The sequence below is a fragment of the Pseudomonas sp. AFG_SD02_1510_Pfu_092 genome (genome assembly GCF_003331055.1).
Taxonomy (GTDB): Bacteria; Pseudomonadota; Gammaproteobacteria; order Pseudomonadales; family Pseudomonadaceae; genus Aquipseudomonas.
This window is the reverse complement of sequence record NZ_PUQD01000002.1, coordinates 54,803-68,240: the sequence shown is the minus strand read 5'-3', so window position 1 is coordinate 68,240 and position 13,438 is coordinate 54,803. Positions and strand designations below refer to the sequence as shown.

The window sequence follows — 13,438 nt, the reverse complement described above, 5'->3', positions numbered from 1 at the left end:
GTCAGGCGATTTCCCATGACCAACCAGGCCGCCGAAGTCGCGAAGCGCCGCACTTTCGCAATCATTTCCCACCCCGACGCCGGTAAGACCACCATCACCGAGAAGTTGCTGCTGATGGGCAAGGCCATTGCCGTCGCCGGTACCGTGAAGTCGCGCAAGTCCGACCGCCACGCCACCTCCGACTGGATGGAAATGGAGAAGCAGCGCGGCATCTCCATCACTACCTCGGTGATGCAGTTCCCGTACCGCGAGCACATGATCAACCTGCTCGACACCCCCGGCCACGAAGACTTTTCGGAAGACACCTACCGCACCCTGACCGCAGTGGACTCGGCGCTGATGGTGCTCGACGGCGGTAAAGGTGTAGAGCCGCGCACCATCGCCCTGATGGACGTATGCCGCCTGCGCGACACGCCGATCGTCAGCTTCATCAACAAACTCGACCGGGACATCCGCGACCCGATCGAACTGCTCGACGAGATCGAAGCCGTGCTGAAGATCAAGGCCGCGCCGATCACATGGCCGATCGGTTGCTACCGCGACTTCAAGGGCGTGTACCACCTGACCGGCGACTACATCGTGGTCTACACCCCGGGCCATGGCCACGAGCGCACCGAAGCCAAGATCATCGAGAAGCTGGACTCGGACGAGGCCCGCGCGCACCTGGGCGACCAGTACGACGCGTTCGTCGAGCAACTGGAGCTGGTGCAGGGTGCCTGCCACGAATTCAACCAGGAAGAATTCATCAACGGCCAGCTGACCCCGGTGTTCTTCGGTACCGCACTGGGCAACTTCGGTGTCGATCACGTGCTCGACGCGGTGGTCGACTGGGCGCCGCGCCCGCTGGGCCGTGTCGCCCACGAGCGCACCGTGGAGCCTGTGGAAGAGAAATTCACCGGTTTCGTGTTCAAGATCCAGGCGAACATGGACCCGAAGCACCGCGACCGCATCGCCTTCATGCGCATCTGCTCGGGCAAGTACGAGAAGGGCATGAAGATGCGCCATGTGCGTATCAACAAGGACCTGCGTATCGGCGATGCGCTGACCTTCTTCTCCTCCGAGCGTGAGCAACTGGAAGAGGCCTATGCCGGCGATATCATCGGCCTGCACAACCACGGCACCATCCAGATCGGCGACACCTTCACCGAAGGCGAGGCGCTGGGCTTCACCGGTATCCCGCACTTCGCCCCGGAACTGTTCCGCCGCGTGCGCCTGAAGGACCCGCTGAAATCCAAGCAACTGCGCCAGGGCCTGCAACAGCTGGCCGAAGAGGGCGCGACCCAGGTGTTCTTCCCGGAGCGTAGCAACGACATCATCCTCGGTGCGGTCGGTGTGCTGCAGTTCGACGTGGTCGCCAGCCGCCTGAAGGAAGAATACAAGGTCGAGTGCGCCTACGAGCCGATCACCGTATGGTCGGCGCGCTGGATCGGCTGTGACGACAAGAAGAAGCTCGAGGAATTCCAGAACAAGGCCATGGAAAACCTGGCCATCGACGGCGGCGGCCACCTGACCTACCTGGCGCCGACCCGGGTCAACCTGTCGCTGATGGAAGAACGCTGGCCGGACATCAAGTTCCGCGCTACCCGCGAGCACCACTGATTTCGCAAGCCCTCACCGGCCCCCTGTGGGAGCGGGTTCACCCGCGAATGCGATGTTGCATCTATCGACGCATTCGCGGGTGAACCCGCTCCCACAGAGATCGTGTAACGCCAGAAATCAATTCCCGGCTTTGATGCTGGTCCAGATCCGTGTCCGAATACGGTCGATCTTGGCCGGCATTGCCTCCAGCGCATACAGCTTGCCCATCACTTCCTCGCTCGGGTAAATCATGGTGTTGCCCTTCATCGCCGGCTCAACCAACCCGTCCGCCCCGAGGTTGCCGTTGGCGTACTGCACAACGGATGCGCGCCAACGGCGTACGCACCTCACCCGGCTGCCAGTCGATGGCTGGGGTGTTTTCGTAGAGGGGGACGCCCAGCGCTTCTACAGCCCGGGCCAGGCCACGCGCCAGCTTGGCGGGTTGAATGGTCGCGGTGTGCGGGCTGTAGATGGCGCCATAGGCGTTGCTGACTCGCGGTTGCGCGTCCAGCTGCTCGGGGCGCAGCCAACGGTAGTCGTCCTCGGTCATGCCCTGACGGTAAAGGTCGTCGAGGTAGGCGCGCAGGCTGCGGCGACAGGGTGGCCAGCAGGCGGTCTTCGCCGAGCAGGTTGCCCATCAGCCAGCCGCCGTTGCGCCCGGAGGCGCCGAAGCCGGCAATGTTGGCATCGACCACAACGATGTTCAGCTGCGGCGCCTGGCGCTTGAGGTAGTACGCGGTCCACAAACCGGTTGCGCCTGATAGTGCATTGCAGAACACCCAGCTGCAAGGGGGCGAATCCGGCATCTTGCACGGTCTTTCCAAGCGGCTTACCAAGTAAGCCATTGATTCATATGGCTGTAATTTTTTGCTACAGATGGCATGGCGAGTGCACTGGTCTGTTCACCATCGAACAAGGAGAAAGGCCATGCGCTCGATACTGCTGTGGATGATCGGGGTACCTATTCCGGTGATTATCCTGATCTGGTTCTTCATGCATTGAAAAAGCCGGGGCCGCTGTGCGGCCCATCGCGGGTGAACCCGCTCGCACAGGGACCGCACAGATTTGAACACTGTGTAGAACCTGTGGGAGCGGGTTTACCCGCGAAGAGGCTCACGTCGATCTAGAGAAACTGCTCGGCATAGTGACAAGCCACCAGCCGGGTGCTCACTTGCCTGAACGCCGGCACCTCCTTGGCACAGCGCTCCGTCGCATACGGGCAGCGCTTGTGAAACGCACAGCCATCCGGCGGGTTCAGCGGGTTGGGCAGCTCACCGGCAATGCGTATCTTCGGCTTCAGCGGGTCCGGGTGAATCGCCGGGGTCGCCGACAGCAGCGCCTGGGTATACGGGTGCAGTGGCTTCTCGTAGATATCCGCCTTGGGCCCCATCTCCGCCGGCCGGCCGAGGTACATCACCAACACCTGATCAGCGACATGCCGCACCACCGCCAGGTTGTGCGAGATGAACACATAGGCGGTGTTGAACTCTTTCTGCAAATCCATGAACAGGTTCAGTACCTGAGCCTGGATCGACACATCCAGCGCCGAAGTCGGTTCGTCCGCCACCAGCACCTTGGGCTGCAGCATCATCGCCCGGGCCAGAGCGATGCGCTGGCGCTGGCCACCTGAGAACATGTGCGGGTAGCGCTGGTAATGCTCGGGGCGCAGGCCGACCTGCTCCATCATCTTCTGCACCTTTTCGCGCCGCTCGGCCTTGCTCAGCGAGGTGTTGATCAACAGCGGCTCGGCCAGCTGGTCGCCGATCTTCTGCCGTGGGTTGAGCGAGGCGTAGGGGCTCTGGAAGACCATCTGTACATCACGGCGCAGTTGCTTGCGCTCGCTTTTGCTGGCGCCTGTTACCTCGGTGCCGGCGATCTGCAGCGAGCCGGACGACGGCTCTTCGATCAGGGTCAGGGCGCGGGCCAGGGTCGACTTGCCACAGCCGGACTCGCCGACCACGGCCAGGGTCTTGCCGGCCTCCAGTTCGAACGACACACCATTCAGCGCGCGGACCAGAGCGTGGCCTTTGAACAGCCCGCGGGAGACTTCGTAATGCCGGGTCAGCTCCCGGGCGGATAGAACGACGGCCATCACGCCACCTCCTGGTTCAACGGGTAGAAGCAACGCACCAGGCCATGGGCCTGCGGATCGAGGGGCGGGCGCTGGCGCCTGCAATTGTCCTGCACGTATGGGCAGCGCGGTGACAGCAGGCAACCGGCGGGGCGGTCGTAGCGGCCGGGGACGATGCCGGGCAAGGTAGCCAGGCGTTCGGCGCCGAAGCTGTGCTCGGGGATCGCTGCCAGCAACGCCTCGCTGTAGGGGTGGGCGGGCACATCGAACAGCTGCGGTACCTGGCCCACTTCCACGGCCTGGCCGGCATACATCACGCACACCCGCTTGGCCGTTTCGGCGACCACGGCGAGGTCGTGGGTGATCAGGATGAGCGCCATGCCGCGCTCCTTCTGCAGGTTGACCAGCAGCTCCATGATCTGCGCCTGGATGGTCACATCCAGCGCGGTGGTCGGTTCGTCGGCAATCAGCAGCTTGGGCTCGCCGGCAATCGCCATGGCGATTGCCACGCGCTGGCTCATGCCGCCGGACAGCTGGTGCGGGTAGGCATCCAGGCGGCTTTCCGCCGCCGGGATCTCGACTTTCTTCAGCAATTCCAGAGCACGCTGGCGCGCGGCCTTGCCCTTCAGGCCCAGGTGCTGACGCAGCACTTCCTCGATCTGGTAGCCCACGGTATAGCTGGGGTTGAGCGCGGTCATCGGGTCCTGGAAAACCATGGCGATGTCCTTGCCCACCACCTTGCGCCGCTGGCGGCCGCTGAGCTTGAGCATGTCGGTGCCATCGAAGGTGAGCGAATCGGCGGTGATGCGCCCCGGGGCGTCGATCAGGCCCATCAGGGCCATCATGGTCACCGACTTGCCCGAGCCGGATTCGCCGACGATGGCCAGGATTTCCCCGGCTTCCACTACCAAGTCCAGGCCATCGACCACCGGTACTGCATGGGCGTCGCCGAAGCGCACGTTCAGGTTGTTGATCTGCAACAGTGACATGGCGTTCTCCTCAGGCGGCGTTCTTGAGTTTCGGGTCCAGCGCATCGCGCAGGCCGTCGCCCATCAGGTTGATTGCCAGCACACTGAGCAGGATGGTCAGGCCCGGCAGGCTCACCACCCACCAGGCGCGCTCGATGTAGTCACGGGCCGAGGCCAGCATGGTGCCCCATTCGGGGGTTGGCGGTTGCACGCCGAGGCCGAGGAAGCCCAGCGCGGCGGCGTCGAGAATGGCCGAGGAGAAACTCAGGGTGGCCTGTACGATCAGCGGCGCCATGCAGTTGGGCAGCACGGTGACGAACATCAGCCGTGGCAGCCCGGCACCGGCCAGGCGTGCGGCGGTGACGTAGTCGCGGTTCAGCTCGCCCATCACCGCCGCGCGGGTCAGGCGCACATAGGACGGTAACGAGACGATGGCGATGGCGATCACTGTGTTGATCAGGCCAGGGCCGAGGATGGCGACGATGGCCACCGCCAGCAACAGCGAGGGCAGGGCCAGCATCACATCCATCAGGCGCATGATCGACGGGCCGAGCAAGTGCGGGAAGAAACCGGCCAGCAGGCCGAGCAGAATGCCCGGGATCAGCGACATCACCACCGACGACAGGCCGATCAGCAGCGACAGCCGCGCGCCCTGGATCAGCCGCGAAAGCAGGTCGCGGCCGAGTTCGTCGGTGCCGAGAATGAACTGCCAAGTGCCGCCTTCGAGCCACACCGGCGGGGTCAGCAGGAAGTCGCGGTACTGCTCGCTCGGGTCGTGCGGGGCGACCCATGGCGCGAACAGCGCGCAGAACACCACCAGGCACATGAAGGCCAGGCCCATCACCGCGCCCTTGTTGCGCGCGAAGGCTTGCCAGAATTCTTTGTACGGCGAGGGGTAGAGCAGGCTCTGGTCCACCGGGCTGGCCGGCGTCACGGATTTTGGAATCGGGCTAGTCATGGCGAGGGCCTCAGCGCTGGTGACGGATGCGTGGGTTGGCCAGGCCGTAGAGGATGTCCACGACGAAGTTGACCAGGATCACCAGGCAGGCGATCAACAGGATGCCGTTCTGGACCACGGGGTAGTCACGGGCACCGATGGCTTCGATCAGCCATTTGCCGATGCCCGGCCAGGAAAAGATGGTTTCGGTCAGCACCGCACCGGCCAGCAACGTGCCGACTTGCAGGCCGAACACGGTCAGTACCGGGATCAGCGCGTTGCGCAGGCCGTGCACGAACACCACGCGGGCCGGCGACAGGCCTTTGGCGCGGGCGGTGCGGATGTAATCCTCGCGCAGCACTTCGAGCATCGACGAGCGGGTCATGCGTGCGATCACCGCCAACGGGATGGTGCCGAGCACGATGGCCGGCAGGATCAGGTGCATCAGTGCATCCTTGAACGCGCCTTCTTCGTCACTGAGCAGGGTGTCGATGAGCATGAAGCCGGTCTTCGGCTCGATGTCGTAGAGCAGGTCGATGCGCCCGGACACCGGGGTCCAGCCCAGGCTGACCGAGAAGAACATGATCAGGATCAGGCCCCACCAGAAGATCGGCATCGAGTAGCCGGCCAGGGATATGCCCATCACCCCGTGGTCGAACAGCGAACCGCGCTTGAGCGCGGCGATCACACCGGCCAGCAGGCCGACGATGCCGGCGAACAGCAGGGCGGCGAAGGCCAGTTCGAGGGTGGCCGGGAACAGCGTGAGAAACTCGTTCCACACGCTTTCGCGGGTGCGCAGCGACTCACCGAGGTCGCCCTGGGCCAGCTTGCCGACGTAATCCAGGTACTGGACCGGCAGCGGCTTGTTCAGGCCCAGGCGTTCCATGGCCTGGGCGTGCATTTCGGGGTCGACCCTGCGCTCGCCCATCATCACTTCCACCGGGTCGCCGGGGATCAGGCGTATGAGCGCGAAGGTCAGCAAGGTGATGCCGAAAAAGGTCGGTATCAGCAGGCCAAGGCGCCGGGCAATAAAACTCAACATTGTCGGGGTTACCTCATCAGGCCGTGGGGCGATCAGCCCGGTACGGCAGTGCCGCCGGTCCCCGTGTGGGTTGCCGGCGGTCGTTGTTGTTCTACTTCACCTTGGTGGTGGCGAAGTTGTTGTTGGTCAGAGGGTTGATCACGTAGCCCTCCACGTTGTCACGCATGGCGGTAAACATCTTTGGATGCGCCATGCTGATCCAGGGTTGGTCGTCATCGTACACTTTCAATGCCTCGTTATAGAGCCTCGCACGCTCGTCGTTGTCGATCACTTCGCGGGCGCGGCTGATCAGCTCCTGAAACTTAGGGTTGCACCAGCGCGCATAGTTCTCGCCGCTTTTGACGGCATCGCAACTGAGCAGCGGGCTGAGGAAGTTGTCCGGGTCGCCGTTGTCCCCGGCCCAGCCAGTGGACACCAGGTCGGCCTCGCCCTTCTTGGCGCGGCGCAGCATTTCGGCCCACTCCATCACGCGGATGTCCAGCTTCAGGCCGATCTGCTTGAGGTCCGCCTGCAGCATCTCGGCAGACAAACGCGGGTTGGGGTTGGTCGGGCCGCCGCCGTTGCGGGTGAACAGGGTGATGACCGTACCTTCGGGCACGCCCGCCTGCTTGAGCAGATCGCGCGCCTTGGCCAGGTCGCGGGGCGGGTTCGTGTTCTCGCTGTTGTAGCCGATCATGGTCGGCGGGTACGGGTTCACGCCGAGCAGCGCGTTGCCTTTGCCGAACAACTGGTCGACATGGGTCTGGCGGTCGAAGGCCATGTTGATGGCTTTGCGCACGCGCACATCGCTTAAGTATTTGTGTTCGGTGTTCATCGAGATGTAGCCGGTGACCAAGGCCTCGATCTCCTCGACCTTGAGTTTCGGGTCTTGCTTGATCGACGGCACATCGTCGGGTTTGGGATAGAGCGCCACCTGGCATTCATTGGCGCGCAGTTTCTGCAGGCGTACATTGCTGTCGGTAGCGATGGCGAAGACCAGCGCATCGGCCGGCGGCTTGCCGCGGAAATAGTCCGGGTTGGGCTTGAAGCGAACCTGGGCGTCCTTGTTGTAGCGCTGGAAGATGAACGGGCCAGTGCCGATCGGCTTGCTGTTCAACTCGGCAGCCTTGCCCGCCTTGAGCAACTGGTCGCCGTATTCGGCAGAGTAGATCGAGGTGAAGGCCATGGCCATGTCGCGCAGGAACGGCGCTTCCGGTCGGGTAAGGGTAATCACCACGGTGTGCTCGTCGGCCTTGCTGACCGACTTGAGCAGGTCCTTGAAGCCCATGCTCTCGAAGTATGGGTAGCCGACGCTGGTCTTGTCATGCCAAGGATGGTTCGGGTCCAGCTGGCGGTTGAGGCTCCACAGCACGTCATCGGCGTTGAGGTTTCGGGTGGGCTTGAAGTAGTCGGTGGTGTGGAACTTCACGCCTTGACGCAGGTGGAAGGTGTAGGTCAGGCCGTCGGCTGAAATGTCCCAGCGCTCGGCCAGGGCCGGCTGGATCTCGGTGGTACCGGGCTTGAAGTCGACCAGGCGGTTGAACACCGTCTCGGCCGAGGCGTCGGCGGTGACCGCAGTGGTGTACTGGACGATGTCGAACCCTTCCGGGCTGGCTTCGGTGCACACCACCAGCGGTTTGGCTGCCAGCTGCGTGGCGCCGCTCAGAAGCAGCGCGGTCAGGGCCAGGCGCAGTGGCCGCGATTTCATGAAAGCTCTCTGCATGGGTTGAAACTCCCTGCTTGCATTGGTTCCAGCGTAGCCGCCACGGCCCGAGATGAAGCGGGCCGTGGCATCGACGGTCAGAGAATGTTGAACGGAATGGTGGTCACCACCCGGAACTCGTCCAGGCTGCCGTCGCCCTGGGCCTTGCTGGCGCGGTGCGCGGTGTAGGTGGCGCGGATGCTGGTGTCTTTCAGTGGCCCGCTCTGCACCGCATAGCTGGTACCGAAGCCCCACTCGTAGTGGTTTTCGCCGTCCAGGCCGTTCACGTCATAGGCGGTGCCGCGGTAATGGGTACCGTCGATACCCCAGCCGCGCGCGTTGTACAGGTTGAACTTCAGGCCCGGCACGCCATAGGGCGCCATGTTCAGCACGTAGGAAATCTGCAGCGATTTCTCGTTGGGGCCGTTGAAGTCCGACAGCAGCGAGTTGGCCAGGTAGATGCCGTTGGTTTCGTGCAGGTAGTCGAAATACTCGTTGCCGTTGACCTGCTGCCAGGAGGCGCTGAGGGTATGCGCCTGGTGCGTCAGGCCGAACGACAGGCTGTAGGTGTCGTTGTCGATTTCACCCATCTTCTGGCTGCCGGCATCGACGGTCTTGTAGTAGTTCAGGCCGGTGCTCAGGCTGAGCACGGCGCTGTCGCCGAGTACGTGGTTGGCGCCGAAGTAATACTGGTTCCAGAAATCGTCGACCTTGGTGGCGTACAGGCTGGTGGTCAGGCTCTTGAACGGCTGGTAGTTGATGCCGGCGGTGCTGGCGCGGTCGGTTTCCACGCCGGTGGCGCTGTACTCGCTGCGGAACTTGCTGAGGCTCTGTTCGGTACGTGGCGAGACGCGGTCGAAGGTGCCCAGGTCGAAGCTCAGGTTGTCGAATTCGGCGCTGTGCAGGAATGCCCCCTGGAAGCTCGATGGCAGGGCGCGGTTACCGATGTAGGCGATCATCGGTGTGTCCACCGATTGGCGGCCGACGGTGAGGGTGGTGTTGGACACCCGTGCCTTGATGTTGCCCAGACCCATCTTGCTCCACTGGCCGACCGGGTCGCCGTCGCTGTGGGTGAGGGTGCGGTTGTTCGGCCCGGCGATCGCGGCACGGCCTTGTTCGAGGGCGATGGCGTTGTAGCCAGCGGCTTCGACGGCGAAACCGACGGTGCCCTGGGTGAAGCCGGAGCTGTAGTTGAGGATGCTGCCCTGTACCCAGTTGTCACGGCTGTGGGTGTCGTGGCGGGTGCCGTCGCTTTTGTAGTACTTCCACAGCGGCGCACGGGTGGCGCGTTCGCGGGCGTACCAGTTGCGGGTGCTGCCGGACAGGCTCTGGCCATCGACGAAACCGCTGGCCTGTTCCTGTTCGCTGCTGCTTTTGAGGGTGATGGGGACGTAGTCCTGGCTTTGCGGGTCGGCCTGGGCCACGGTGGATAAGGCACTGATGGATAACGCCAGTGCGGTCAAGGTGAACATTTTCAAGGTTGAAGCTCCCTTTCTTTTCTAGTTATGCCGGCCTTGTGGGTCGGGTTTCTTGCTGCGGTGTTGCCAGGGTGGCCCGGGGTGACCGGGCTGAATCGGGAAGTGGTGCTGGCTGTGCCGGCCTTTTCGCGGGCTTGCCCGCTCCCACAGGTGCCGTGAACCTGAGGAAATCCCTGTGGGAGCGGGCAAGCCCGCGAAGAGGCCGGTACCGGTTAACGCTTAATCAACACTCACACCGGAAAAATCATTGCGCCCGAACGGGCTGACCTTGAATTCGGAGACCTTGACGCTCAATGGCTGGTTGACCGTGGAATGCGCCACCGGGGTAATCGGCACCTGTTGCTTGAGGCGCTGCTGGGCTTGCTGGTACAGGGCGGTACGCTGCGTGCGGTCGGTGACCTGCTTGGCCTGCTTGACCAGGCTGTCGTACTGCGGGTCGCACCACAGCGAGTAGTTGTTGCTGCCGATGGCATCGCAGTTGTAGAGGGTGCCCAGCCAGTTGTCTGGGTCGCCGTTGTCACCGGTCCAGCCGATCAGGGCGATGTCGTGCTCGCCGCTCTTCATGCGTTTGAGGTACTCGCCCCATTCGTAACTGACGATGCGGACCTTGAAGCCGAGCTTGCTCCAGTCGGCCTGGAGCATTTCGGCCATCAGCTTGGCGTTGGGGTTGTAGGGGCGCTGCACCGGCATGGCCCACAGGGTGATCTCGGTGCCCGGCTTGACCCCAGCCTGCTGCAGCAGCTGCCTGGCCTTTTCCGGGTCGAAGGGGGCGTCCTTGATGCTGTCGTCATAGGACCACTGGGTCGGCGGCATGGCGTTGACCGCCAGCTGGCCGGAATCCTGGTACACCGCCTGGATGATTGCCTGTTTGTTCACCGCCATGTCCATCGCCTGGCGCACTTCCAGGCGGTCGAAGGGCGGGTGCTGGGTGTTGTAGGCGATATAGCCGAGGTTGAAGCCCGGCTGCTGCAGCACTTGCAGTTTGCTGTCGGCCTTGAGCGCCGGCAGGTCGGCGGGGCGCGGGTGCAGCGTGACCTGGCATTCGTTGCGGCGCAGCTTCTGGATGCGCACCGAAGGGTCGACGTTGATCGAGAACACCAGGTTGTCGATCTTCACCTCCTGCGGTGCCCAGTAGGCCTTGTGGCCCTTGTAGCGGATCTGCGAATCCTTCTGGTAACGCTGGAACACGAACGGCCCGGTGCCGATCGGCTGCTGGTTGATGTCGCTGGGGCGCCCGCTGTTCAGCAGCTGCTCGGCGTATTCGGCCGAGAGGATGGACGCGAAGCTCATGGCCAGGTTCTGAATGAACGCGGCATCGACCTTGTTCAAGGTGAACACCACGGTCATGGGGTCGGCTTTTTCGACCCGGGCGATGTTCTTGTCCAGGCCCATGCTGATGAAGTAAGGGAACTCGGTCGGGTAGGCCTGGCGGAACGGGTGGGCCTTATCGAGCATGCGGTTGAAGGTGAACAGCACATCGTCGGCGTTGAAATCGCGGCTTGGGGTAAAGGCCTTGTTGCTGTGGAACTTCACCCCTTCGCGCAGGTGGAAGGTGTAGCGCAGGCCATCCTCCGACACCTCCCAGCGAGTCGCCAGCGCGGGTTGCACGGCGGTGCCGCCGCGCTCGAACTCGACCAGGCGGTTATACAGCGGTTCGGCCGCGTCGTTGTCGGTGGCACTGGTGTACTGGGCAGTATCGAAGCCGGCGGGGCTGCCTTCGGAGCAGAACACCAGGTTGTTGGCCAGCACGGCCGGGGCCTGGCCAATCAGGCCCAGGGCCAGCAGGGCGGAAAGACGAGTGGTGTGGCGCATGGCAAGTCCTTTTACGTCTGTTGGCGCCGCCTCTCGGTACGAATGGCGGCAACAGTTCGCCGACCCCGCCACGGGTAGCGGCGGGGCGACATGAAGGGGTGGTCAGGTTGGGGGAGCACCCGCCGCTCAGCGGGTGCCCTGGCTAGCCTATTTGTCCACGCTGACGCCGTAGAAGGAGTTCAGTCCGAACGGGCTGATCTTGAAGTCCTTCACCTTGACGCTCATGGGCTGGTACACCGTGGAGTGGGCGATCGGGGTGATCGGCACCTGCTCCTTGAGGATGTGCTGCGCCTGCTGGTACAGCTCGGTGCGTTTGGCCTGGTCCGGGGTGGCCTTGGCCTGCTTGATCAGGTCGTCGTAGGGCTTGTAGCACCACTTGGAGAAGTTGTTGCCGCTCATGGCATCGCAGCCGTACAGGGTGCCCAGCCAGTTGTCCGGGTCACCGTTGTCACCGCTCCAGCCAATCAGCATGGCGCCCTGTTCGCCACCTTTGGAGCGTTTGATGTACTCACCCCATTCGTAGCTGACAATTTTCGCCTTGATGCCGACCTTGGCCCAGTCGGACTGCAGCATCTCGGCCATCAGCTTGGCATTGGGGTTGTACGGGCGTTGTACCGGCATGGCCCACAGGGTGATTTCGGTGCCTTCCTTGATACCGGCTTCCTTGAGCAGTTGCTTGGCCTTTTCCGGGTCGAATGGCGCGTCCTTGATGCTGTCGTCGTAGGACCACTGGGTCGGCGGCATGGCATTGACTGCCAGCTGGCCGGCGCCCTGGTAGACCGACTCGATGATCTTCTTCTTGTCCACGGCCATGTCCAGCGCCTGGCGCACTTTCAGCTGGGCCAGCGGGTTGGCCTCGTTGCTGCCCTTGACCTTGTCCATCACGTTGTAGGCGATGTAGCCGAGGTTGAAACCAGCCTGGTCAGGCATCTGCAGCTTGGCGTCCTGCTTCAGCGGCTGGATGTCGGCCGGGCGCGGGAACAGGGTGACCTGGCACTCGTTCTTCTTCAGTTTCTGCATGCGCACCGAGGCATCGGTGGTGATGGCGAAGATCAGGTTGTCGATCTTCACATCATCGGGTTGCCAGTAGTCCTTGTTGCCCTTGAAGCGGATCTGCGCGTCCTTCTGGTACTTGCTGAATACGAACGGGCCGGTGCCGATCGGCTTCTGGTTGAGGTCAGCGGCCTTGCCGTTCTTGAGCAACTGGTCGGCGTATTCGGCGGACTGGATCGAGGCGAAGCTCATGGCCAGGTTCTGGATGAACGCGGCGTCGACTTCGTTGAGGGTGAACCTCACCGTGTGTTCATCGAGCTTCTCCACCTTGGCGATGTTCTTGTCCATGCCCATGTCGGTGAAGTACGGGAACTCGGTGGGGTAGGCCTTGCGGAACGGGTGGTCCTTGTCGAGCATGCGCTGGAAGGTGAACAGCACATCGTCGGCGTTGAACGGGCGGGTGGGCTTGAAATAGTCGGTGGTGTGGAACTTGACCCCTTCGCGCAGGTGGAAGGTGTAGGTCTTGCCATCGTCGGACACTTCCCATTTGGTCGCCAGGCCCGGGATTACAGCAGTGCCGCCACGTTCGAACTGGGTCAGGCGGTTGAACACGGTCTCGGCCGAGGCGTCGAAGTCAGTCCCTGTGGTGTATTGCCCCGGGTCGAAGCCGGCCGGGCTGCCTTCGGAGCAGAACACCAGGTTGGACGCGGCGAGGGCCGCCGGTGCGCCGGATAGCAGGCCTGCGCCTAGCAGGAACGGAATGACTGCGTGTTTGAGCATGGTGGCCTCATTGTTGTCATTTTTCGATTGAGGTGGCCTCGTGAGCCGACCTGCGGATACTTATGCAGGGGGTGTACCCAATGCAATATGCCGAAGGT

The 13,438-nt window shown here is 63.1% G+C and carries 9 protein-coding genes and 2 pseudogenes; 1 reads left to right on the top strand and 10 read right to left on the bottom strand.

What is annotated here, in order from left to right:
* The first annotated feature begins 15 nt into the window (after window positions 1–15).
* On the top strand, window positions 16–1,599 hold the full coding sequence (locus C6A77_RS01570) for a peptide chain release factor 3 (RefSeq protein ID WP_114167730.1): 1,584 nt from the start codon (window positions 16–18) through the stop codon (window positions 1,597–1,599).
* 117 nt (window positions 1,600–1,716) lie between these two features.
* On the opposite strand, the pseudogene C6A77_RS01565 reads toward C6A77_RS01570, so the two are convergent.
* From C6A77_RS01565 to C6A77_RS01520, 10 genes and pseudogenes are all read right to left on the bottom strand, one after another.
* Window positions 1,717–1,905: pseudogene (locus tag C6A77_RS01565) on the bottom strand (spermidine/putrescine ABC transporter substrate-binding protein PotF); the annotation flags it as partial.
* Window positions 1,895–2,339, bottom strand: a pseudogene (locus tag C6A77_RS01560) (FAD-dependent oxidoreductase); the annotation flags it as partial. The pseudogenes C6A77_RS01560 and C6A77_RS01565, both read right to left, overlap by 11 nt.
* Before the next feature lie 362 nt (window positions 2,340–2,701).
* A complete protein-coding gene (locus C6A77_RS01555; protein WP_114167729.1) occupies window positions 2,702–3,670 on the bottom strand; it encodes a peptide ABC transporter ATP-binding protein in 969 nt (322 codons plus the stop codon).
* On the bottom strand, window positions 3,670–4,638 hold the full coding sequence (locus tag C6A77_RS01550) for an ABC transporter ATP-binding protein (protein ID WP_114167728.1): 969 nt from the start codon (window positions 4,636–4,638) through the stop codon (window positions 3,670–3,672). The genes C6A77_RS01555 and C6A77_RS01550 overlap by 1 nt, the downstream gene beginning before the upstream one ends.
* A 10-nt stretch (window positions 4,639–4,648) precedes the next feature.
* On the bottom strand, window positions 4,649–5,575 hold the full coding sequence (locus tag C6A77_RS01545; RefSeq protein WP_114167727.1) for an ABC transporter permease subunit: 927 nt from the start codon (window positions 5,573–5,575) through the stop codon (window positions 4,649–4,651).
* 10 nt (window positions 5,576–5,585) lie between these two features.
* Window positions 5,586–6,596: an ABC transporter permease subunit gene (locus C6A77_RS01540; RefSeq protein WP_114167726.1), complete on the bottom strand. Its 1,011-nt coding sequence runs from the start codon at window positions 6,594–6,596 to the stop codon at window positions 5,586–5,588.
* Between the two features lie 91 nt (window positions 6,597–6,687).
* Complete coding sequence (locus tag C6A77_RS01535) at window positions 6,688–8,298, bottom strand: ABC transporter substrate-binding protein (RefSeq protein ID WP_178082367.1); 1,611 nt, start codon at window positions 8,296–8,298, stop codon at window positions 6,688–6,690.
* A gap of 77 nt (window positions 8,299–8,375) precedes the next feature.
* Window positions 8,376–9,755, bottom strand: a complete 1,380-nt coding sequence (locus C6A77_RS01530; protein WP_114167724.1) for an OprD family porin — start codon at window positions 9,753–9,755, stop codon at window positions 8,376–8,378.
* 219 nt (window positions 9,756–9,974) lie between these two features.
* The gene (locus C6A77_RS01525) at window positions 9,975–11,567 is read right to left on the bottom strand and encodes an ABC transporter substrate-binding protein (RefSeq protein WP_114167723.1); all 1,593 of its coding nucleotides are present in this window, start codon (window positions 11,565–11,567) and stop codon (window positions 9,975–9,977) included.
* 147 nt (window positions 11,568–11,714) lie between these two features.
* On the bottom strand, window positions 11,715–13,340 hold the full coding sequence (locus C6A77_RS01520) for an ABC transporter substrate-binding protein (RefSeq protein ID WP_114167722.1): 1,626 nt from the start codon (window positions 13,338–13,340) through the stop codon (window positions 11,715–11,717).
* Between the last annotated feature and the right edge of the window lie 98 nt (window positions 13,341–13,438).

Excerpts from the sequence above, each read along its gene's own strand:
- C6A77_RS01535 (WP_178082367.1), bottom strand. The coding sequence starts at position 8,298 with ATGCAGAGAGCTTTCATGAAATCGCGGCCACTGCGCCTGGCCCTGACC.
- C6A77_RS01550 (WP_114167728.1), bottom strand. The coding sequence starts at position 4,638 with ATGTCACTGTTGCAGATCAACAACCTGAACGTGCGCTTCGGCGACGCC.
- C6A77_RS01525 (WP_114167723.1), bottom strand. The coding sequence starts at position 11,567 with ATGCGCCACACCACTCGTCTTTCCGCCCTGCTGGCCCTGGGCCTGATT.
- C6A77_RS01540 (WP_114167726.1), bottom strand. The coding sequence starts at position 6,596 with ATGTTGAGTTTTATTGCCCGGCGCCTTGGCCTGCTGATACCGACCTTT.
- C6A77_RS01545 (WP_114167727.1), bottom strand. The coding sequence starts at position 5,575 with ATGACTAGCCCGATTCCAAAATCCGTGACGCCGGCCAGCCCGGTGGAC.
- C6A77_RS01520 (WP_114167722.1), bottom strand. The coding sequence starts at position 13,340 with ATGCTCAAACACGCAGTCATTCCGTTCCTGCTAGGCGCAGGCCTGCTA.
- C6A77_RS01555 (WP_114167729.1), bottom strand. The coding sequence starts at position 3,670 with ATGGCCGTCGTTCTATCCGCCCGGGAGCTGACCCGGCATTACGAAGTC.
- C6A77_RS01570 (WP_114167730.1), top strand. The coding sequence starts at position 16 with ATGACCAACCAGGCCGCCGAAGTCGCGAAGCGCCGCACTTTCGCAATC.